Source organism: Agromyces atrinae, from assembly GCF_013407835.1.
GTDB classification, from domain to species: domain Bacteria; phylum Actinomycetota; class Actinomycetes; order Actinomycetales; family Microbacteriaceae; genus Agromyces; species Agromyces atrinae.
In genome coordinates, this window is the sequence record NZ_JACCBI010000001.1 from 2,862,987 (window position 1) to 2,882,319 (window position 19,333).

Here is a 19,333-nt window from a genome sequence, read left to right on the forward strand (position 1 = left end):
GGCGCGTGGCGAGCACAGCGACCGAGACGATCGAGCCCGCGGTACTCCGACGCTTCCTGCTCGGTCTGGCCGAGGGGATGACGGCGTCCGACGAATCCGTCGACGAGATCCACCGCGTGCTGCTCGCCGCGGCGCACGCCTACGGCGACGACGAGATGGATGTCGTGGTGCTGCCGACCGTCATCCTGCTGCAGTCGGGCGGGCGCTCGACGGGCCAGGTGTCGCTGCGCAGTCGCTCGCACCGCGCGTTCCGCTTCGATCAGATCGCGGCGCTCTACCGCCTCGTGCACGACGCCGAGCAGGGGGCGGTCGACCCCGCCGACGGCATCCGTCGACTGAACGAGATCGGCTCGATGTCGCCGCGGTTCGGATGGGTCGTGCGCACGCTCGGCCACGCCATCCTCACGGCGGGTCTCTCGCTCCTCCTCGTCCCCTCGTGGCAGGGGCTCGCGATCGCGTTCGTGCTCGGCCTCATCATCGGCTTCGCGAAACTCGTGCGCTCGCCGACGCTGCAGCTCGTGTTCCCCGTCTTCGCGTCGTTCTTCTGCGCGCTCGTCGTGTTCGTGCTCGCCGATCGGTTCGGCATCGGCGACCCGCTGCACGTGCTCATCGCGCCGCTCGCGACGTTCCTGCCGGGCGGGGTGCTCACGACGGCGACGGTCGAGCTCGCGGCGGGTCAGATGATCGCGGGGGCGTCGCGCCTCGTCATGGGTCTCGTGCAACTCGGCCTCCTCGCGTTCGGAATCCTCGCGGCGGCGCAGATCGTCGGCGTGGACGCGGCCGTCTCGGCGTCGTCGGGCGCGCCGCTGCCGTGGTGGGTCGCGATCGTCGGTCTCGTGCTCTTCGCGATCGGCAACTATCTGCACTTCTCGGCGCCGGCAGCGACGTTCGGGTGGGTGCTCCTCACGATCGGCGTCGCGTACAGCGCCCAGCTCGTGGGCGGGCTCATCGCGGGTGCCGAGGTCAGCGGATTCATCGGCGCCCTCGCCATGACGCCCGTCGTGCACGCGATCGCCGCGCTGCCGAAGGGCGCTCCGACGCAGATCACGTTCCTGCCCGCGTTCTGGGTGCTCGTGCCGGGCGCGGCGGGCCTCGTCGGGCTCACCGAAGCCGTCGGATCGAACGCCGGACTCACCGATTTCGTCTCGGCCCTCACGACGGTCATGTCGATCGCCCTCGGCGTGCTCATCGGAACGGCCCTCTACCGTTTCGCCCGCCAGGGTGCCGCCGAGATCGCCGACTTCCACATCGAACTCCCGCACGCGGCATCCGAGGCCCCGCCGTCGACGTGGTGGGGGCGGATGACGCGCGGTCTTCGTGTGCCCCGCCTTCGGCGTCGCTGACGCCGGCCCCGTCATCCGCTTCTCGCCGTCATCCCGTGCCCTTGCCCCTGCCGTGGCCGTCGGATCTCCGGACCTGGCCGCCCCAGCCCGGTCCGCCCCGGCCCCGGACTCGGTCCGCCCCGGCCCTGGCCGCCCCAGCCCGGTCCGCCCGGCCCCAGCCCGCCCCGGACCCGGACCCGGCCCCGGCCCCGACCCCGGCCCGCGGTGCCCTCTCGCGCCGAGCCCCCTCCTGTTTGTAGGCCTTTGTCCGCTTCGTAGGTGATCAGGCCGCCCCTGGTCCTACTTCACGTCGTATCCCCTACAAACGCGGAGGGCGGAAAGGGAGACGGCGGGGCGAGGCGGCAGAGCGCGGAGGGGGGAAAGGGAGAAGGGGGCGTGGCGGCAGAGCGCGGAGGGGGGGAAAGGGAGAAGGGGGGGCGGGGCGGCAGAGCGTGGTGGGGGCGGATGACGCGCGGTGTTCGTGTGCCCCGCCTTCGGCGTCGCTGACGCCTTCGCAATAGGGTGTAGTCGTGAACTCTCGCGATCTTCCGGCCGACGCCGACGTGCGTCAGCAGCTCATCGACCACATCTCCGCCGACGCGGTCTTCCACGGCGACTTCACGCTGACGAGCGGCAAGAAGGCGACGTACTACGTCGATCTGCGGAAGGTCAGCCTCGACCACCGCGTCGCGCCCCTCATCGGTCAGGTCATGATCGACCTCATCGCGGGCGTCGAGAACGTCGACGCGGTCGGCGGCATGACGATGGGAGCCGACCCCGTCGCGGCAGCCATCCTGCACCAGGGCGCCGCGCGCGGCCTCGCCTACGACGCGTTCGTCGTGCGCAAGGAGCCGAAGGACCACGGTCGCGGCAAGCAGGTCGAGGGCCCCGACCTCGAGGGCAAGCGCGTGATCGTGCTCGAAGACACCTCGACGACGGGCGGTTCGCCGCTCAAGGCCATCGAGGCGCTCGAGAAGGTCGGCGCGATCATCGCCGCCGTTGCGGTCGTCGTCGACCGTGACACCGGTGCGCGCGAGGTCATCGAGGGCGCGGGCTACCCCTACCTCTATGCCATCGGACTCGACGACCTGGGGCTCTCGCGATGAGCGACGACACCGGCGGAACGGGCGAGAACGGCGGCCCGAACGACTCCGAGTGGCTGCTGAACCAGCTGGGCGGCGATCGCCCGCGTCGTGCGCGGCGCAAGGCCGAGGATGCCGCGGAGCGACCCACGACAGGAGAGCCGGGCTCCGACGCGGACGCCGAACCGGTCGTTCCCGAGTGGTTCGCGCCGACCACGGGTGAGACGGCCGAGGCGCCGCGCGTGCGCACGATCTTCGACCCGCCCGCCCCTCTCGACCACGACGAGCCCGAGGTGCCCGAGTCGGCACCCGCCGCCGAGGTGTCCGAACCGACGACCGAGGCGACGTTCGAGCTCGACGAGTCGGAGTCGCCCGCTGCGACGGGCTTCTCGTGGAACCTCGCCCCCGATCCGACCGCTCCCGACCCGGCGCTCGCCGTCGCTGCTGCCGCAGCGTCCGCCGAGGCGCCGGCCGCCGATCCCGTCAGCGCTGCCGCACCGGATGCCGCGAGCGACGTCACCCCTCCGGCCGAGCCTGAGCTCCCCGTCGTCACGGAGCCCGAGCCTGCGCTTGAGCCCACTGTCGACCCCGCCGTCGACCCCGAGACCGAGGCGCAGCAGACGGCCGAGACCGTCGACGTGTCGAACGATCCCGATGTCGGAGACGACCTCGGTTACTGGTTCGCCGAGCCCGTGTCTGCCGCGACCGTCGTCGCCGACGAGCCGCCCGCGACCGAGCTCATGGACATCGCCGACGTGCCGACCCCGGCCGCCGATGCAGCGCCGACCGAGGCCGTCGCCGCCGAACCCGCTCCGACCGAGGCGATGGATCGAGCCGACATCCCCACGCCGCTCGTCGTTCCGCCCGCCGCCGTCATCCCCGCGGCCGTGGTCGCCGCCGACGCCGAACCGGCACCCGGCCCCCGCCGCACGGCCGACCCCGGCCCGAAGCCGCCGCGCGTGAGCGCTGAGGCGGCGACTCCGGCGGTGCGTCGTCGTCGCACGATCATCATCGTGATCGCCATCGTCGCGGCCCTCGCCGTGCTCGCGGGACTCTTCTTCATCGGGACGCGCATCCCGGGGTGGTTCGGTTCCGCCCCGGCGCCCGTCGTGACGTCGGCCCCGCCCACCGAGACGGCCACCCCCGAGCCGACCGCCCCGCAGCCCGCGGGCGTGCACGCGTGGGATCAGCTGTTCGGCGGCGAGTGCGTCGACCCGTTCCTGACCCCGTGGGCCGAGGACTTCACCGTCGTCGACTGCGCTGCGCCGCACGCGGCTCAGCTCGTGTACCGCGGCGCGTTCGACGAGACGCCCGAGGCCGCGTTCCCCGGTGAGGCCGAACTCGCCTCGCAGATCAACGTGCTGTGCACCGCGGCCGGTGTCATCGACCTCGCTGCGGCGTCGGGCTACCCCGACCTGCAGGTGCAGGGCAGCTTCCCGGTGACCGAGGAGCAGTGGACCGACGGGCAGCGCAACTACTACTGCTTCGTCAACCGTTCGAGCGGCGAACCGCTCTCGGCGACGGTCGCGGGCCCCGGCCCGGCTCCGGCTGCCTGAGCGGAGTCCCACCCATGAGCATCCCCGTCATCCTCGACTGCGACCCCGGTCACGACGACGTCTTCGCGATCTGGCTCGCTGCGGGTCATCCGTCTCTCGACCTGCGTGCGATCACGACCGTCGGCGGCAACGTCGAGCTGCGCTTCACCGAGTACAACGCGCGTGTCGCGTGCACGGTCGCGGGCATCAGCGGCGTGCCGGTTGCGGCGGGAGCCGCCGGTCCGCTCGAGCGCGAGCTCGAGACGGCCGAGTGGATCCACGGCGAGAACGGCCTCGGCGGGCCCGAGCTCCCCGAGCCGACCATGCCGCTCGATGAGCGCGACGCGACGACCCTCATGGCCGACGTGCTGCTCGCCTCCGACGAACCCGTCGCGATCATCGCGACCGGACCGCTCACGAACGTCGCGATCCTGCTGCGCGACCGGCCCGACATGGTCGACCGCATCCGCGAGATCGTCTGGATGGGCGGCTCGACCGAGCGCGGCAACGTCACGCCCTACGCCGAGTTCAACTCGTGGGTCGACCCGCACGCCCTCGCCGCGGTGCTCGCCTCGGGTGTGCGCTTCACGATGGTCGGGCTGAACGTCACCCACCGCGCCCTCGTGACGCCCGCCGTGCGCGCGAGCATCGAGGCCGTCGGCAACGCGACCGCGGCCTTCGGCGGCGAACTGCTCGAGTTCTTCTGCCGCACGAACGACGAGGTCTTCGGTCTTCCCGACGGCCCGCTGCACGACCCCGTCGCCGTCGCGGTGCTCACCGACCCGTCGCCCGTCACTCTCGTGCACACGCGCCTCGACGTCGAGCTCACCGGCACCGAGACGCTCGGCGCGACGAGTGTCGATCTCGACGGCATCCTCGGTCGCGAACCGAACGCGTGGGTCGCCGTCGATCTCGATGTCGCGGCCTTCTGGGCCGACGTCGAGGCGGCCGTCGCGCGCCTCGCCTGACGACGTTCGCCGGAAGTCGGACGATTCGCCGGATCGATCGGGCGATCTGTTCCGGCGAATCGTCGAAGTTCCGGCGAACCGCCGCAAGAACCAGCGCACCAGGGAGTGACATGAGGGCATCGGAGCACATGGGCGAACCGACGCGCACGATCGTCGTCGCCGCCCCGGTCGAGGCGGTGCTCGACGCGCTCGTCGCCCCGTACCTCGCGGGCCACTTCCGCCTCACGTCGAGCGAAGCGGGCGTGCGCATCGTGAAGTTGGGTTCCGCGGGCCGCTGGATCGCGTCGCGCACGGTCGGCATCGAGCTCATCCCGGGGCTCGCGCACTGGGGGCAGCAGGCGACCGTCCGCTTCTCCGGCCGCGCCGACGGCGATGACGCGGTCGTGAAGGCCGCCGTGCTCGACCTGAGCGGCGGGAAGGCGACGGCCGATACGGTGTTCGACACCCTCGATATGGCCATCGCGACGCTCCGCACGGCGTACGACGTCGAGGTGGGCCCCATCGTCGACGCTCGGCTGAACTGACGGCGGTGAGAGCCCTCACTCCTCTCTGATCACGCGCCCGCTCGACGAGTACCGCGGCTTCGGGAGTGGTGCGGGCATCGCCGGCTCGAGCGCGACCTCGTCGTCCCGGACTTCCCCGTTGACGATCTCGTCGGGTACGCTCGACTCGGGCGGCGGCGCCGCCGTATCGGGCGCTCCCGCCGCGACCCCCGGCGCCGCGAGCGCCTCGCGCATGATCTGTCGCGGATCGTACCGGCGGGGGTCGAGACGTTTCCACGCCTCGGCGTCGAGGTCGGTGCCGAGTTCCTCCGACATCCGTGACTTCGCTCCCTCGGTGAGGGCGCGGAGCGATCGCACGACGCGGCCGAGCATGCTCGCGTAGTGCGGTAGCCGTTCCGGCCCCAGGATGACGGCGATGACGAGGGCGACGACGATGAGTTTGTCGATCGAGAGTCCGAACATGGTGTCCTCCTCAGGCGTCGAGCAGGGATGGTGGGCGAGAGGCGGTCGCGAGAGCGCGACGCGCGACCGATCGGTCGTGGAGGAGCGCGATGCCCGCGGCCCCGGCGAATAGCACCACCATCGGAAGAGCAAGGAGGAACATCGATGCGATGTCCGCGGCGGGTGTCGCGAGTGCGCAGAAGACGACGATCCCGGTGAGGACGATTCTCCAGCTCCGCACGATCGATGCACCCGAGAGCACTCCCATCGCGTTCAGCAGAACGACGAACACGGGCAGGACGAAGGCGACGCCGACGGCGAGCACGAGCTTCATCACGAACTCGACGTAGTACCGCGCCTGGAGGAGCGTGCTGTCCTCGGTCGAGGCGAAGCTCGCCAGCAGCTCGACGATGTGCGGGAAGAGGAGGAAGCCCGTCGTGCAGCCCGCGGCGAAGAGGGGGACGGCTGAGAAGAAGAACGCGAACGTGTATCGGCGTTCACGTCGGGTCAGCCCTGGCACGAAGAAGGCGAACGCCTGATAGAGCCAGTACGGGCTCGAGATGACGAGACCCGCGAAGATCGCGATCGTGAGCTTCAGCTCGAAGGCTCCGCTCACGCTGTCGTAGTTGAGGCTCGCGTCGCGCGACTCGGCGAGCTCGAGGATCGGTGCGCGCAGCACGTCGAGGATCGCGCCGGAGACGACGTAACCGATCGCGACGCCGACGAGCACGGCGACGACCGTGCGGAAGATCCTGGTACGCGCCTCGCGGAGGTGCGCCGACAGGGTCATCGTGCCGGCCGCGATCGGCTGCGCGCCGCCGGCGACGCTCATGCGACTCGCCGATCGCTCTCGGGCGTGAGCGGAACGGGCATCGTCGATCGTGCCGGCTCCGTGTCGTCCGTCTGTTCGTTCTCGGGTGCGGCGCGGGTCGACTCGGCGACCTCCGTCTTGAAGATCCGCATCGACTGCCCGACGCTCCGGGCGAGGGCGGGCAGCTTGGTGGCGCCGAAGAGGAGCAGGATGACGGCGAGCACAATGATCGCGTGCCAACCGGTGAGGTTCTGGAGCATGAGGGTGTCCTTTCGTGGGTCGAGTGGGATCGATCCGGTCACTGACCGGGAGGGGTTCCGCCGGGGCCGCCGCCCTGTCCGCCGGAGGGGGCTTCGCTGACGCTCGGGGTGGTCGAGGTGTCGACGCCGACCGTGAGGGAGACCACGTAGCCCGAGGTGGTGTCACCCGTCACGGTCGCCAGCTGGAGTGCACCGCCGTCGTCGCCGAAGACGTTGTCGGAGTCGAGGGTGACCTGCGAGAGGTTCTGCGAGGAGCCCGAGTACTCCGCGAGGGCGTAGACCGTGTCGCAGACGTCCTGCGGCAAGGCGACCTGCGAGGTGGCGATCGCGTTCGTCGCGTCGGTGATCGACTCGACGTTCGGGTACACCTCGAAGTGGATGTGCGGCCAGCGACCCGAGTAGCACGCGGGGAAGATCGACGTGAACGAGACCGTTCCGTCGCTTCCCGCGACCTGCACTCCCCGCAGGTACGTCTCGTTCTCGATGCCCTCCGAGTACATCGAGTAGCCGCCCTCGGCGTCGCAGTGCCACACGTAGACGGCTACGTCGATGAACGGCGCGTTGCCGTTCTGCATGTCGAGGATCGTGAGGCTGAGAGCCATCGGAACGCCTGCCGCCGTCGTGCCGTTGTCGAGGCTCGACCGGATGTCGCTGCGGACGATACCCGACTGCTCGAGCACATCGACGCCGTTCGATCCGTCGCCGGGGTACGGGCCGGCCGTCTCGTCGGGGATCTCGCCGGCGACCGTGGCCGTCGATCCGCTCGAGGGGGAGGGCGTCGACGTCGTGGTCGACGACGCGGTCGAGCCCCCGGAACTGCTGGCCGCACCGGTCGCGCACGCGGCGAGGGCGAGCGTGCCCGCACCGATGCCGAGCAGACTCAGCACGGCACGACGGCTGACGAGGGTGCGGATGTCGAACGCGACGCCCTGGTCGACGACTTCCTCGTCGACACGGTCGAGGAGGCGGCCTTCGTACGCCGGGCCCTCGGGCGTCTGGTCGGGTTCGGGGATCCTGTTCATGATTGCTCCTTCTGTCGGGGTGAGTACGAGGATCGCTGAGGAGTCAACGCGTCGGCCATGAACGAGCTACGAGGTTCCTATGCGTCGATCGACCCACAGCACACCCGTTCTGGGGACGCGTCGTCCATGGTTCTGCGACGTCTCGCGTGGGAGCATCGAAAGGCCCATTTTGCGAGAGCATGCGGGCGGATGACTGAATGGGGTGAGCGATGACGTTGGCGTTCCTCATCGCCGGCGCCGCGGTCGTCGTCACCGGAATCCTCCTCGTCATCGGCGATTCGGGCACGGTGCACCGCTCGTCGACACTGCTGTGGACCCTCGCGTGCGTGACATCCGTCTTCGGCGTCGTCGGTCTCGTGATCTTCCGCGAGGTTCCGAACGTCGACTGGATCGTGCCGTTCACCGCGGGAGCCACGACGCTGAGCTTCGGCCTCATCTGGTCGGGATTGCGCGTGTTCGCGGGCGCCCGCTCGGGCGGCGTCATCGTCGCCATCGCGACGGCCGTGACGATGATCGCGGCGATCTCCGACACCCAGTCCGGCATGTGGAACGGAGCCGCCGTGCGGTTCGGCGTGCTCGCCTGTCTGTCTCTCGCCGTCCTCGCGATCTGCCTCGACGCCCGGATGCGTCGTCGCCCGGCCATGCGCATCATCGCGGTGCTCGCCTGCCTGCAGTTCGCCTATTCGCTCGCGAGGCTCGTGGCCTTCCTTTACTGGGGTGCGGCCGAGCCGCGGTTCGAGACGTTCTTCGGCGCGCAGACGGCGACCCTCGTCAACGCCCTCTGCGTCGTCGGCGCGGCGTTCGCGCTCGTCGCCCTGCGTGCCGAGCGGGGTCGCGAGATCGTGCACGAGTCGACGGGCCGGCACTTCGTCGGTCGTCGGGGCTTCGCTCGCGCGGTGCGTCGAGCCGAGGGGGATGACGCGGTGCGCGTGAGCGTCGAGGACTTCTCGACCCTCCGCACGGCCATGGGGCGCGGTGCGGCGCATGCGATCGAGCTCGACCTGTCGGGCCGCCTCGTCGAGATCGCTCCCGAGGGCGCCGTGATCGGCCGCCTCGGAAACGGTGCGTTCGGCATGCTCGTCGAGGGGCGCCACGACCTCCGCGACGTCGTCACCGGTGAGCTCAAGCTGACCTCCGAGCACACGACCGCGATCGCGATGATCGTCGACGGCTACGAGAGTTCGAAGGGTACGCGCGAACCGCAATCAGCCCGCAAGGTCGGCGGATGACGGTCGACGTCGACGACCGGAACGCCGCGTCGGCAGCGGGGCCCGCGTCGCCGCGGCGCAGCCGCCTCGTCCGCGTGCTGTGGATCGTGACCCTCGCGTTCTTCTCGGCGGGCGGTGTGCTCGAGTGGGTCGTGATCCTCGCCGCGCCGCCCTTCTGGTGGGATGACGTTCCCCGAGGCATCCTGACGCTGCTGACGTTCGGGCTCCTGAAGACCACGCTGCTCGCGGTGGCCGCGGGTCTCGCCGCGCCCACGCTCGCACGCAGGCTCGGCGCCGTCGGACTCGCGATCGCGTTCGGCGCGGTATCGGTCGCCAACGACGTCGCGTTCGGCAACGTCGCGTGGGTGTACGGCGATGGCGTCGCCGATCTGATGGTCGCCCCAGGGTTCGAGCTCGCTGTCGGATTCTCCCTCGCGTTCCTCGCCTTCGCCGTCGCGTACCCCGTGCGCGGGCTCGGATACCTCGGACTGGGCGCCGGGCTGATCCTCATCCTCGTCGGATTCCTCGGGTCCTTCGCGCTCGGAGGACTCCCTCTCATCGCGGCCGAGGTCGTCGCGCCCGTGGTGGCCGTCGCCGTCGCCCTCGCTGTCAGTCACAGCAGACGGGTCCGCAGCGAGACTGCGGCCGAATCGCTCGCGGCCGCGGGAGCCGAGTACAGCCGCCGCACGAACGTCCTCGCCATCCTTGCGCTCGTCTTCGGCGTCATCGGCGGCAGTGTGCTCGCCGTCGTCTTCGGCCACGTCGCACTCGGTCAGATCCGGCGCTCCGGCGACGCCGGTCGGGGACTCGCTCTCGCCGGCCTCGTGCTCGGCTACCTCGGCATCGGCGTCATCGGCGGCAGTGTGCTGGCCGTCGTCCTCGTCATCCCGCTGTACGGCTAGTCCGAGCTCCTCGCTGACTACTGCTCGTTCAGCGTGACGTGGCCCGTGTCATCCGTCGCTGTGCCCGGCGCGCTCGCGAGCGAGGTGATCGCGACCGTCGCGAAAGCGGCGCCGGCGAGCAGCACGAGCACCACCGTGCCGATGAGCACGGGAAGCACCCACCGGGGGCGCGTGGGGGGAGGGGCGGCGGACTCGGTCATCTCGCGCAGAATATCGGCGTGAGCGAGCCGGCGTCGATGGTGCGGGTGCCCCCAGAGCGGGGAGCGGGCACTACATCTCGACTTCGCGCGGCTCGCGGTCGACGAGCTCGTGCACGCCCGAGAGCACCTCGTCGGGGCGGAACGGGTAGCGCTCGATCTCGGCGCGGTCGCTGATGCCCGTCATGACGAGGATCGTGTGCAGGCCCGCCTCGATGCCGGCGACGATGTCGGTGTCCATGCGGTCGCCGATCATCGCGGTGTTCTCGGAGTGCGCCCCGATCTTGTTGAGCGCCGAGCGGAACATCATGGGGTTCGGCTTGCCGACGACGTAGGGCTCCTTGCCCGTCGCCTTCGTGATGAGCGCGGCGATGGCGCCCGTCGCGGGCATGGGTCCGTCGGCCGAGGGGCCGGTCGCGTCGGGGTTCGTCACGATGAAGCGTGCGCCGTTGCCGATGAGACGGATCGCCTTGGTGATCGCATCGAACGAGTAGTTGCGCGTCTCGCCGACGACCACGAAGTCGGGGTCGGTCTCGGTCATGATGAAGCCGGCCTCGTGCAGAGCCGTGAGGATGCCGGCCTCACCGATCACGAACGCCGAGCCACCGGGCAGCTGCTGCTTGAGGAAGTCGGCCGTCGCGAGGGCGCTCGTCCAGATCGACTCCTCGGGCACCTCGAGGCCGCTCGCCCGAAGACGGGCCGAGAGGTCGCGCGCGGTGAAGATCGAGTTGTTGGTGAGCACGAGGAAGGGCGTGCCGCTCAGCTTCCACTGCTCGAGGAGCTCGGAGGCTCCCGGAAGCGCATGGTTCTCGTGCACGAGCACGCCATCCATGTCGGTCAGCCAGCACTCGACGTCATTCCGGTGTCCCATGACTCAAGACTACGGGGCGCGGGGGTGGCGTGCCGTCGGCGCTGACCACCGGTCGAGAGGTCGATCCCACCGGGTGCAGGGCGCCCCGCACCCCGAGCGATCGACCACTCGATGGGGTATGCGCGGGCCGCCGTCACGGATGACAGCGGATCGATACGATCGAATGAAACCCACGAGAAGGGCATCACCCGAATGACGCTCAGTGGCGCGCTCTCGCGCTTCGACTCCATCGACCACGTGGCGGGGTACTGGCTCGCCGTGTCACCGGTCTTCACCCTCACGCACGTCGAGGTGCTCGCCGCGGCCGGCATCTGGGGCGACGAGCAGCAGCGCTGGGTCGGAACGGACGAGCTCTTCGAACCCGCCGACGGTACGGGCAGCGGACGAGTGCTGCGCGCCGAGGTCAGGGCCGAGCTGATGCAGAGATTCGTCGACCCGCTCGCCGTCGACGCCCGCACGCGTGCGATCCATCACGACCTCGCCCTGCGGCTGGCCGACGATGGCGGAGACTCCGAGATCATCTCGGCCCTGTTCCACGCACGCCGGTCCGAGGCCTGGCCCGTGCTCGTCGACCTGTGGGGTCGACACGGGCTCGGCCTCATCGCCCGAGCCGACGCGGTCGCCTTCGACGCCTACTCGCGGCTGCCGTTGAGTGTGCTCGAGGCGTACCCGTTCCTCACCATGGCGTCCGTGATCTTCGATCGCGCCGTGCACGAGGCCGACGGTCCCGCGCGGAGGGCGGTCATCGAGGCGGCCAGTGCGCGCGCCGCCGGCCTGCTGTCGAGCGACCTGAGCGAGTGGTCGGCGAACGCCGCCCTCAACGTCATAGTGGGCGCGATGATCAGCGAGCGCACGCGCGGGCGCACCGATCGCGCTGCGCAGATCGCCGAACGCGTCGAGGTCGAGATCGCCGAACGAGGGCGCAGCGCTGCCGGCGTCGACGCTCCGATCGCGGCGTGGTCGCACCTCCAGTGCGGCTTGACGTACCTGCTCGTCTCGCGCATCGACCGGGCGCGCCTCTCGACGGCCGCAGCGCATCGCGCCGCTCGCCTCGCCGGCATCGACGGCGAGCACATCGTCGTCAACGCCGCCAGCCAGCTCGCGCTCATCGAAGCGGTCGGAGGGTCGCCGGCCGAGGCCGAACGCTGGATGGCCGACGCCGCCGGTCGCCGCTGTCATCCCTGGTTTGACCTGCCGGTGCGCGCACCGGCGCTCGTCGCGCTCGCCCTGCTCGATGCCGAGCGGATGACGACGAGCCCGTCATCCGTCTCGATCGACGATCTCGCGGGCGCCGAACTCGAGATCTGGCCGTTCGTACAGCTCGCGCTCGCTCGACGGCGCATCCGTCGCGGGGCGCCGATCGTCGCTCTTTCCGAACTCGACGCGGCCGTCGCGCGTCAGGCGATGGGTGAGCAGGCCGCCGTGCCTCCCCTCGCGCTCGCCGTCGCACGCAGTGAGGCGCTCGTCGCGCTCGGACGGCACGTGCAGGCGCTCCAGACGATCGTGCGCGCGGCGGCCCGTGCGGGCGTCGACGCCGCGTCGCACACGCTGCTGTCGCTGCCGTACGCGCGCGCCCAGGTGTATCGCGGCGGGACGACGAGGGACGCCGCCGCCGCGATTCTGACGCAGCCCGAGGGCTTCCCGCTGGTCGATCAGGTCGAGGCGCAGATCCTCACGATGCGCACGGCTCTCGCCGCGGGCGATCACGCGGAAGCGGAGCGGGTGGGCCGCGAGGTCGACCTCGTCATCGTGCGGAACCGCCTGTGGTGGCTCAGCGCGAACGTGCCGCTCGCGATCGGCGCCTCGGAGCGCGACCCCGAGTCGCTCCGGGCCGTCGCGGCCGCGGTGCCGTACCCGCAGCCCGCGTCGCCTGACACGTTGAGCAAGCGCGAGCGGGTCGTGCTCGCCCGCCTCGTCGAGAGCGCGTCGATCGAGGAGATCGCGCGCGCCCTCGTCGTGTCGCCCAACACCGTCAAGTCGCAGTTGCGGTCGATCTACCGCAAGCTCGGGGTCAACTCGCGCGACGGCGCCCTCGCCGAGATGCAGCGTCGAGGCCTCGGGCACGGGTGAGGTCGACCGCGCCTCGGAACACGGCTGTCGAGCGACTCGGGAGCGCTCGGTCAGGCCTCGACCCAGATGGCCTCGGCCGCGGCGCGCGTGAGCGCGTGGGTGCGACCGGCGAGGTCGATGCGGATGACGTCGGCACCGACATCCGTCACCGAGAGCGCCGTGTCGAGACCGGCGGATGCCTCGTCGAGCGAGCGGAGTACGGCGGGGTCGCGGTCGCTGATGCGCACGATGCGGCCCGTGTGGCCGGGCGTCGCGATGGCGAGGTTGACGGCGTCGGGCACGACGATCGATCCGTCGGCGAGGGGGATGGGGTCGCCGTGAGGGTCGCGGGTGGGTCGGCCGAGCCGCTCGTCGATGGCTTCGAGCAGTCGATCGCTCACCGAGTGCTCGAGCACCTCGGCCTCGTCGTGCACCTCGTCCCAGCCGTAGCCCATCTCGCGCACGAGCCACGTCTCGATGAGGCGGTGTCGGCGTACGACCTGCCGGGCGCGGTCGGTGCCGAGCGGGGTGAGGCGCACGGCGCCGTAGGGCACGTGGATGACGAGGCCGGCCGCGGCGAGCTTCTTGACCATCTCGGTGACGGACGAGGGGGCGATGCCGAGGCGGCCCGCGAGCGCCGACGGGGTGATGGCGTCGGGCTGCCATTCGGTGTGCGCATAGACGGTCTTGAGGTAGTCCTCGATCGCCGGGCTCGTGTTCGCCATCCGCTCCAGACTAGGGCCACGCTCCACCTTTCCCCCACACCTGTCCCCCCGTGAGGGGGCAGTAGATCGGGCTATTCGCGCCCGGAAAGGCGAACTGCTGACCCCTCACGGGCGGCGCACGGCGAGCGCGCATCCTTGACCGTGTACCCCGTTCGGGGTACGGTTTAAGCGCCCTCGGAAAGCGCTATCCCGCTCTCCTCCGACGACCGAAGGATTCGATGATGAATCACCGCCGTTCATTCCGCGTCGCGCTCGCGAGCATCGCGACCGGAGCCCTCGTCGTGAGCGCGGCCCCCGCCGCATTCGCCACACCCGGTCACCATCACGGTTCGCCGCCCGCGTCTCCACAGGTCGAAGCGCTTGATCGGGGCCTCGTCGCCGTGCCGACCGACGAGGGCGTCTACCTCAGTTGGCGCCTTCTCTCGGGCGAAGCCACGGGCGCGAGCGAGACCGGACTCACGGGCACCGACTTCGTCGTCTACCGCGGCGACGAGGCGATCGCCACCGTCACCGACTCGACGACGTTCCTCGACGCCGAGGCGCCCGCTGATGCCCAGTATCGCGTCGCGACCCTGCGCGGCGGCATCGAGGGCGAGCCGAGTGACGCCGTCGCCCCGTGGAGTGACGGCTGGCTCGACATCCCCCTGCAGAAGCCGGATGACGGTGTGACGCCCGCCGGAGAGGCCTACACCTACACGGCGAACGACCTGAGCGTCGGCGATGTCGACGGCGACGGCGCCTACGAGATCGTCGTCAAGTGGGAGCCCTCGAACAGCAAGGATGTCTCCCAGGTCGGCTACACGGGAGGCACCTACCTCGACACCTACGAGTTCGACGGAACGCTGCTCAGCCGAATCGACCTCGGCGTGAACATCCGCTCGGGCGCGCACTACACGCAGTTCATGCTCTACGACTTCGACGGCGACGGCCGCGCCGAGATGATGCTGAAGACGGCACCCGGCACGAAGACGACGCAGTTCGCGCCCGACGGTTCCGTCGTCGCCGAGAGCTACGTGACGATGCCGCAGGAAGACGTCGACGCGGGCTACACGCACGACGACGACTACCGCATGAGCGCCGCCGACTACCGCGAGCACCTCGTGCAGATGTTCCTCGGCTGGACCGAGCACCCCGAGGTCGCCGCCGGCAACTGGCCCGCGACCCTCGAGGAGGCGTTCGGCATCGAGGTCGCCCACGAGTACCCGCTCTCGCGCGAGAGCGCCGATGAGCTCGTCTCGTACTTCATCGACGTCTACGCGCCGGGCCGTAGTGCCCGCAACGTGCTCTCGGCGTTCGAGGGCTTCATCGTCGACGGGCCCGAGTACCTCACGGTCTTCGAGGGGTCGACGGGGCGTGAGCTGCAGACCGTGCACTACGAGCCCGGCCGCGGCGACGACGGTCTGCTGTGGGGCGACTACGCGATGTCACGCATCGAGCCCGGTAACCGGGTCGACCGGTTCCTCGCGGGAGTGGCCTATCTCGATGGCTCGCACCCCTCTGCGATCTTCGCCCGCGGCTACTACACGCGCTCGACGATCGCCGCCTACGACTGGGACGGAACCTCGCTCTCGCAGCGCTGGTTCGTCGACAGCGGCCACGTGCCCATGACGAACCCGTTCAACGACGGCCCGCACGGGCGCGACGGCACCGACCCCGAGTTCGGCACGATCACGACGCAGGGTTTCCACTCGCTCAGCGCGGCCGACGTCGACGGCGACGGCAAGCACGAGATCGTCTACGGATCGGCGACGATCGACGACGACGGCAGCCTGCTGTACAGCTCGTTCGCGACGATGCCCGAGGGCAGCGCGACACCCGGCGAGGAGGCCCGCCTCGGACACGGTGACGCGATGCACGTCGCCGACATCGACCCCAGCCGCCCCGGCCTCGAGATCTGGACGGTGCACGAGGGCGGCGCCTACGCTCCCTACGGATCGGCGCTCCGCGACGCGGCGACCGGCGAGGTGCACTACGGCGCCTACTCGGGCCGCGACACCGGCCGCGGCATGATCGGCGACGTGCGCCCCGACGTGCCCGGCATGGAGGTCTGGGCGAGCATGCCCGACGGATCGCTCGGCAGCGGCCTGCTCTCGGCGACGGGCGAACAGCTCGAGACGACGACGCCCGGCACGAACCAGAGCGTGCGCTGGGCCGGCGACGGCACGACCCAATTGCTGAACGGCAGCATCGACCAGACGCCGACGATCGACGACTGGACGCGCGGCACCCTCGTGACTCTCGAGGGCACCCTCACGAACAACTACACGAAGGGCACCGCGGGTCTCGTCGCCGACGTCACGGGAGACTGGCGCGAAGAGGTCATCGTGCGCACGGCCGACTCGACGGCCCTCCGCATGTACTCGAGCACCGAGCCGACCGAGCGCAAGATGTACACGCTCATGCACGACATCCAGTACCGCGCCGAGATCGCCCGTCAGAACACGACGTACAACCAGCCGGCCTACCCCGGGTTCTACTTCGCCTCGGACGTCGACTGGTCGAGCGTTCCCCTGCACGTCACCGAGACGCGCGCGGTGAAGCCCGTGTTCATCGACCTGCCGGGTAAGAAGCTCGACCGGGTGATCGTGCCGCCGTCGAAGACCGTCGACTACTACGTCAACGGCGTGCTCGCGACGAAGACGCTCGTGAAGGTCACCGAACGCGAGGTCACCGTCGTCGCCGTGCCGAAGTACGGCTACACGATGAAGGACGGCCCGACGAAGGAGTGGTCGAAGACCTTCCGTCGCTGACGCCGCGACGCGGCATCCCCCGCCGAGAATCGCCGTTTGTGTCGAGTTGACCCGCTGCAGCGGCGATTCTCGACACAAACGGCGACTCTCAATGCAGGGGTAGGGGCGCGCGGCTCACGCCGAGGGGATGACGGTGCGCGCGCGACGACGCGCGGCGAGGCGTGACCCGATGACGCCGTGGCGTGGCGCGAAGAGGTACGCGAGGGCGAAAGCGCAGCCCATCGTGAGCACGACCATTCCGCCCGACGACGCGTCGATGTAGTAGCTCGCGTACAGGCCGATGACCGAGCACACCGCGGCGATCGCGGGCGAGATGACGAGCATGCGCCCGAAGCGGTCGGTCAGGAGGTACGCCGTGGCTCCCGGGATGATGAGCATCGCGACGACGAGGATGACTCCCACGGCCTGCAGCGACACGACGACGGTCAGCGCGAGCAGGCCGAGCAGCAGCCCGCCGAGAACCTTCGGGTTGATGCCGATCGCGTTCGCGTGGCTCGGGTCGAACGCGTAGAGCGTGAGGTCGCGGCGCTTCAGCACGAGCAGAGTGAGGGCGATCGCGCCGAGCACGAGCACCTGCACGAGGTCGCCGATGCTCACGCCGAGGAGGTTGCCGAAGAGGATGTGGCTGAGATCGGTCTGGCTCGGGAAGATCGAGATGAGCACGATCCCGAGGGCGAACAGCGTCGTGAAGACGACGCCGATCGCGGCATCCTCTTTCACCCGGCTCGTCGAGCGCACGAGTCCGATGAGGGCGACGGCGGCGAGCCCGAAGACGAGGGCGCCGAGCGCGAACGGCGTGCCGAGCAGGTAGGCGATGACGACGCCCGGCAGCACGGCGTGCGAGACGGCGTCGCCCATGAGCGACCACCCGATGAGCACGAGCCAGCAGCTCAGCACGCCGCAGACGATCGCGGCCGTCATCGTCACGGCGAACGCCCGCTGCATGAAGTCGTAGCCGAGCGGTTCGATGAGCCAGTCGATCATGCGGGGGCCTCGAGTCCGAAGGCGCGGGCGAGGTTCTCGGGGCGCAGCACGACGTCGGGGGAGTCGTGCAGCAGCACGCGGCGCATGAGCAGCACGGCCTCGTCGGCGAGACGCGGCAGGGCGCCGAGGTCGTGGGTCGACACGAGGATCGTCGCGCCGTCGTCGGCGAGTTCGCGCAGCACTCCGGTGATCGTCGCCTCGCTCGGGGTGTCGACCCCGGCGAACGGTTCGTCGAGCAGCAGCACGCGAGCGCCCTGGGCGAGGCCGCGGGCGACGAAGGCACGCTTCCGCTGGCCGCCCGAGAGGGCGCCGATGCGCCGGTCAGCGAGGTCGGTCAGCTCGACGCGCTCGAGGGCCCGGTCGACGGCCTCGCGGTCGGTGCGCGATGCCCGACGCGTGAAGCCCTGGAACCCGTAGCGCCCCATCATCACGACGTCGCGCACCGAGAGGGGGAACGACCAGTCGACGTCCTCGCTCTGCGGCACGTAGCCGACGATCCCCCGTCGTCGGGCGACACGCGGTGCGACCCCCGCGATGAGCGCCGTTCCGCGATCGGGTCGCACGGTGCCCATGATCGACTTGAACAGGGTCGACTTGCCCGACCCGTTCATGCCGATGAGCCCGCACACGGTTCCCCACTCGAGGCGGAGGCTCGCGTCGTCGAGGGCGAGCACGTCGCCGTAGTGCACGGTGACGTTCCGCACGTCGAGAGCGGGCTCGGCCGTCATCCCTCACCGCCCGTGAGCCCCGAGAGGATGACGGCGGCGTCGTGACGCAGCAGATCGAGGTAGGTCGGCACGGGGCCGTCCTCTTCCGAGAGGGAGTCGACGTAGAGCACGCCCCCGAACGCGGCATCCGTCGCCTGCACGACCTGCTGCATGGGCTTGTCGGAGACGGTCGACTCGCAGAACACGGCGGGCACCTGGTTGTCGTCGACGAACTCGATCGTGCGCGCGATCTGCTGCGGCGTCGCCTGCTGCTCGGCGTTGACGGCCCACAGGTACTGCTCGGTGAGGCCGGTGTCGCGGGCCAGGTAGGAGAAGGCGCCCTCGCACGTGACGAGTGCGCGTTCGTTGGCCGGCAGGGTGTCGAGTTCGGCGACGAGCTCGTCGTTCACGGCCTGCAGCTCGGCCCGGTAGGCGTCGCCGTTCGTGGCGAAGTCGGCGGCGTTCTCCGGGTCGAGGTCGGAGAGCGCGCGCACGATGTTGTCGACGTAGATCTGAGCGTTGACGGGCGACATCCACGCGTGCGGATTGGCGAGACCCGCATAGGCGTCCTCGGCGATCGGGATGACGTCGACGCCGTCGCTCACGACGACGTGCGGCACGTCGAGGTCGGCCACGAACCGTTCGAACCACGCCTCGAGGCCGAGCCCGTTGTCGAGGATGAGGTCGGCGTCGCTCGCGCGGCGGATGTCGCCGGGCGTCGGCTCGTAGCCGTGGATCTCGGCCCCGATCTTCGTGATCGACTCGACGCGCACGTGCTCGCCGGCGACGTTCTGGGCGATGTCCTGGAGCACCGTGAAGGTCGTGAGCACGACCGGTCGATCGTCGTCGGGGGCGGATGACGGCGTGCCCGCGCATCCCGCGAGCAGAGCGCTCAGGGCGAGGGCGGCAGCGAGTCGAAGAGATTTAGGCACACCGAAAAATTAGCAGAGATTGAGGTGCGCCTAAAGGGCCGCCTGACCGTTGTGGCGGAACTCT

At 70.2% G+C, this 19,333-nt stretch carries 19 protein-coding genes; 9 read left to right on the plus strand and 10 right to left on the minus strand.

Annotation, left to right across the window (positions count from 1 at the left end):
* The first annotated feature begins 5 nt into the window (after positions 1-5).
* From BJ972_RS13385 to BJ972_RS13405, 5 genes are all read left to right on the plus strand, one after another.
* Positions 6-1,343, plus strand: a complete 1,338-nt coding sequence (locus BJ972_RS13385; RefSeq protein ID WP_129171983.1) for a threonine/serine exporter family protein — start codon at positions 6-8, stop codon at positions 1,341-1,343.
* Between the two features lie 509 nt (positions 1,344-1,852).
* A complete protein-coding gene (gene pyrE, locus BJ972_RS13390) occupies positions 1,853-2,428 on the plus strand; it encodes an orotate phosphoribosyltransferase (protein WP_164989832.1) in 576 nt (191 codons plus the stop codon).
* Complete coding sequence (locus BJ972_RS13395; RefSeq protein ID WP_129171982.1) at positions 2,425-3,960, plus strand: hypothetical protein; 1,536 nt, start codon at positions 2,425-2,427, stop codon at positions 3,958-3,960. Before pyrE ends, BJ972_RS13395 begins: the two co-directional genes overlap by 4 nt.
* A gap of 14 nt (positions 3,961-3,974) precedes the next feature.
* Entirely contained in the window at positions 3,975-4,907 is a 933-nt protein-coding gene (locus BJ972_RS13400; RefSeq protein WP_129171981.1) for a nucleoside hydrolase, read from the plus strand.
* A gap of 110 nt (positions 4,908-5,017) precedes the next feature.
* A complete protein-coding gene (locus BJ972_RS13405; RefSeq protein WP_129171980.1) occupies positions 5,018-5,431 on the plus strand; it encodes a hypothetical protein in 414 nt (137 codons plus the stop codon).
* A 15-nt stretch (positions 5,432-5,446) separates the two neighbouring features.
* On the opposite strand, the gene BJ972_RS13410 is transcribed toward BJ972_RS13405, so the two are convergent.
* The 4 genes from BJ972_RS13410 to BJ972_RS13425 are packed head-to-tail and all read right to left on the minus strand — an operon-like array spanning position 5,447 to position 7,944.
* A complete protein-coding gene (locus tag BJ972_RS13410; protein ID WP_129171979.1) occupies positions 5,447-5,872 on the minus strand; it encodes a twin-arginine translocase TatA/TatE family subunit in 426 nt (141 codons plus the stop codon).
* A gap of 10 nt (positions 5,873-5,882) precedes the next feature.
* Complete coding sequence (tatC, locus tag BJ972_RS13415; RefSeq protein WP_306457472.1) at positions 5,883-6,683, minus strand: twin-arginine translocase subunit TatC; 801 nt, start codon at positions 6,681-6,683, stop codon at positions 5,883-5,885.
* Complete coding sequence (gene tatA, locus BJ972_RS13420) at positions 6,680-6,922, minus strand: twin-arginine translocase TatA/TatE family subunit (RefSeq protein WP_129171978.1); 243 nt, start codon at positions 6,920-6,922, stop codon at positions 6,680-6,682. The genes tatC and tatA overlap by 4 nt, the downstream gene beginning before the upstream one ends.
* A gap of 38 nt (positions 6,923-6,960) precedes the next feature.
* Positions 6,961-7,944, minus strand: a complete 984-nt coding sequence (locus BJ972_RS13425) for an intradiol ring-cleavage dioxygenase (protein WP_129171977.1) — start codon at positions 7,942-7,944, stop codon at positions 6,961-6,963.
* Positions 7,945-8,153: 209 nt separating this feature from the next.
* Here BJ972_RS13425 and BJ972_RS13430 point away from each other — a divergent pair, with 209 nt between their 5' ends.
* Together BJ972_RS13430 and BJ972_RS16970 are read left to right on the plus strand one after the other, a co-directional pair.
* Entirely contained in the window at positions 8,154-9,173 is a 1,020-nt protein-coding gene (locus BJ972_RS13430) for a hypothetical protein (protein WP_129171976.1), read from the plus strand.
* Positions 9,170-10,054, plus strand: coding sequence for a DUF4190 domain-containing protein (locus BJ972_RS16970; protein ID WP_206736448.1), 885 nt, complete (start codon positions 9,170-9,172; stop codon positions 10,052-10,054). Before BJ972_RS13430 ends, BJ972_RS16970 begins: the two co-directional genes overlap by 4 nt.
* A gap of 17 nt (positions 10,055-10,071) precedes the next feature.
* Here the strand turns inward: BJ972_RS16970 and BJ972_RS13440 are convergent, their stop codons facing one another.
* Together BJ972_RS13440 and BJ972_RS13445 are read right to left on the minus strand one after the other, a co-directional pair.
* Positions 10,072-10,254, minus strand: a complete 183-nt coding sequence (locus BJ972_RS13440; protein WP_129171975.1) for a hypothetical protein — start codon at positions 10,252-10,254, stop codon at positions 10,072-10,074.
* A 70-nt stretch (positions 10,255-10,324) separates the two neighbouring features.
* Positions 10,325-11,122 carry an HAD-IIA family hydrolase gene (locus tag BJ972_RS13445; protein WP_129171974.1) on the minus strand — a complete coding sequence of 266 codons (798 nt, stop codon included), beginning with the start codon at positions 11,120-11,122 and terminating at the stop codon, positions 10,325-10,327.
* Positions 11,123-11,314: 192 nt separating this feature from the next.
* On the opposite strand from BJ972_RS13445, the gene BJ972_RS17395 reads away from it, so the two are divergent.
* Positions 11,315-13,192 (plus strand): helix-turn-helix transcriptional regulator, encoded by a 1,878-nt coding sequence (locus BJ972_RS17395; RefSeq protein ID WP_129171973.1) that lies wholly within the window; start codon positions 11,315-11,317, stop codon positions 13,190-13,192.
* Between the two features lie 50 nt (positions 13,193-13,242).
* Here BJ972_RS17395 and BJ972_RS13455 read toward each other — a convergent pair whose 3' ends face one another.
* Positions 13,243-13,896 (minus strand): metal-dependent transcriptional regulator, encoded by a 654-nt coding sequence (locus BJ972_RS13455; protein ID WP_129171972.1) that lies wholly within the window; start codon positions 13,894-13,896, stop codon positions 13,243-13,245.
* A 218-nt stretch (positions 13,897-14,114) separates the two neighbouring features.
* On the opposite strand from BJ972_RS13455, the gene BJ972_RS13460 reads away from it, so the two are divergent.
* Entirely contained in the window at positions 14,115-16,646 is a 2,532-nt protein-coding gene (locus BJ972_RS13460) for a rhamnogalacturonan lyase (RefSeq protein ID WP_129171971.1), read from the plus strand.
* Between the two features lie 114 nt (positions 16,647-16,760).
* Here the strand turns inward: BJ972_RS13460 and BJ972_RS13465 are convergent, their stop codons facing one another.
* From BJ972_RS13465 to BJ972_RS13475, 3 genes are read right to left on the minus strand one after another with little or no spacing between them, the layout of a single operon-like run.
* Entirely contained in the window at positions 16,761-17,630 is an 870-nt protein-coding gene (locus BJ972_RS13465) for a metal ABC transporter permease (protein ID WP_129171970.1), read from the minus strand.
* Positions 17,627-18,358 (minus strand): metal ABC transporter ATP-binding protein, encoded by a 732-nt coding sequence (locus BJ972_RS13470; protein ID WP_129171969.1) that lies wholly within the window; start codon positions 18,356-18,358, stop codon positions 17,627-17,629. Before BJ972_RS13470 ends, BJ972_RS13465 begins: the two co-directional genes overlap by 4 nt.
* Positions 18,355-19,269, minus strand: coding sequence for a metal ABC transporter substrate-binding protein (locus BJ972_RS13475; RefSeq protein WP_129171968.1), 915 nt, complete (start codon positions 19,267-19,269; stop codon positions 18,355-18,357). The genes BJ972_RS13470 and BJ972_RS13475 overlap by 4 nt, the downstream gene beginning before the upstream one ends.
* Between the last annotated feature and the right edge of the window lie 64 nt (positions 19,270-19,333).

Excerpts from the sequence above, each read along its gene's own strand:
- BJ972_RS13395 (WP_129171982.1), top strand. The coding sequence starts at position 2,425 with ATGAGCGACGACACCGGCGGAACGGGCGAGAACGGCGGCCCGAACGAC.
- BJ972_RS13400 (WP_129171981.1), top strand. The coding sequence starts at position 3,975 with ATGAGCATCCCCGTCATCCTCGACTGCGACCCCGGTCACGACGACGTC.
- BJ972_RS13405 (WP_129171980.1), top strand. The coding sequence starts at position 5,018 with ATGAGGGCATCGGAGCACATGGGCGAACCGACGCGCACGATCGTCGTC.
- BJ972_RS13410 (WP_129171979.1), bottom strand. The coding sequence starts at position 5,872 with ATGTTCGGACTCTCGATCGACAAACTCATCGTCGTCGCCCTCGTCATC.
- tatC (WP_306457472.1), bottom strand. The coding sequence starts at position 6,683 with ATGAGCGTCGCCGGCGGCGCGCAGCCGATCGCGGCCGGCACGATGACC.
- tatA (WP_129171978.1), bottom strand. The coding sequence starts at position 6,922 with ATGCTCCAGAACCTCACCGGTTGGCACGCGATCATTGTGCTCGCCGTC.
- BJ972_RS13425 (WP_129171977.1), bottom strand. The coding sequence starts at position 7,944 with ATGAACAGGATCCCCGAACCCGACCAGACGCCCGAGGGCCCGGCGTAC.
- BJ972_RS13430 (WP_129171976.1), top strand. The coding sequence starts at position 8,154 with ATGACGTTGGCGTTCCTCATCGCCGGCGCCGCGGTCGTCGTCACCGGA.
- BJ972_RS16970 (WP_206736448.1), top strand. The coding sequence starts at position 9,170 with ATGACGGTCGACGTCGACGACCGGAACGCCGCGTCGGCAGCGGGGCCC.
- BJ972_RS13440 (WP_129171975.1), bottom strand. The coding sequence starts at position 10,254 with ATGACCGAGTCCGCCGCCCCTCCCCCCACGCGCCCCCGGTGGGTGCTT.
- BJ972_RS13445 (WP_129171974.1), bottom strand. The coding sequence starts at position 11,122 with ATGGGACACCGGAATGACGTCGAGTGCTGGCTGACCGACATGGATGGC.
- BJ972_RS17395 (WP_129171973.1), top strand. The coding sequence starts at position 11,315 with ATGACGCTCAGTGGCGCGCTCTCGCGCTTCGACTCCATCGACCACGTG.
- BJ972_RS13455 (WP_129171972.1), bottom strand. The coding sequence starts at position 13,896 with ATGGCGAACACGAGCCCGGCGATCGAGGACTACCTCAAGACCGTCTAT.
- BJ972_RS13460 (WP_129171971.1), top strand. The coding sequence starts at position 14,115 with ATGATGAATCACCGCCGTTCATTCCGCGTCGCGCTCGCGAGCATCGCG.
- BJ972_RS13465 (WP_129171970.1), bottom strand. The coding sequence starts at position 17,630 with ATGATCGACTGGCTCATCGAACCGCTCGGCTACGACTTCATGCAGCGG.
- BJ972_RS13470 (WP_129171969.1), bottom strand. The coding sequence starts at position 18,358 with ATGACGGCCGAGCCCGCTCTCGACGTGCGGAACGTCACCGTGCACTAC.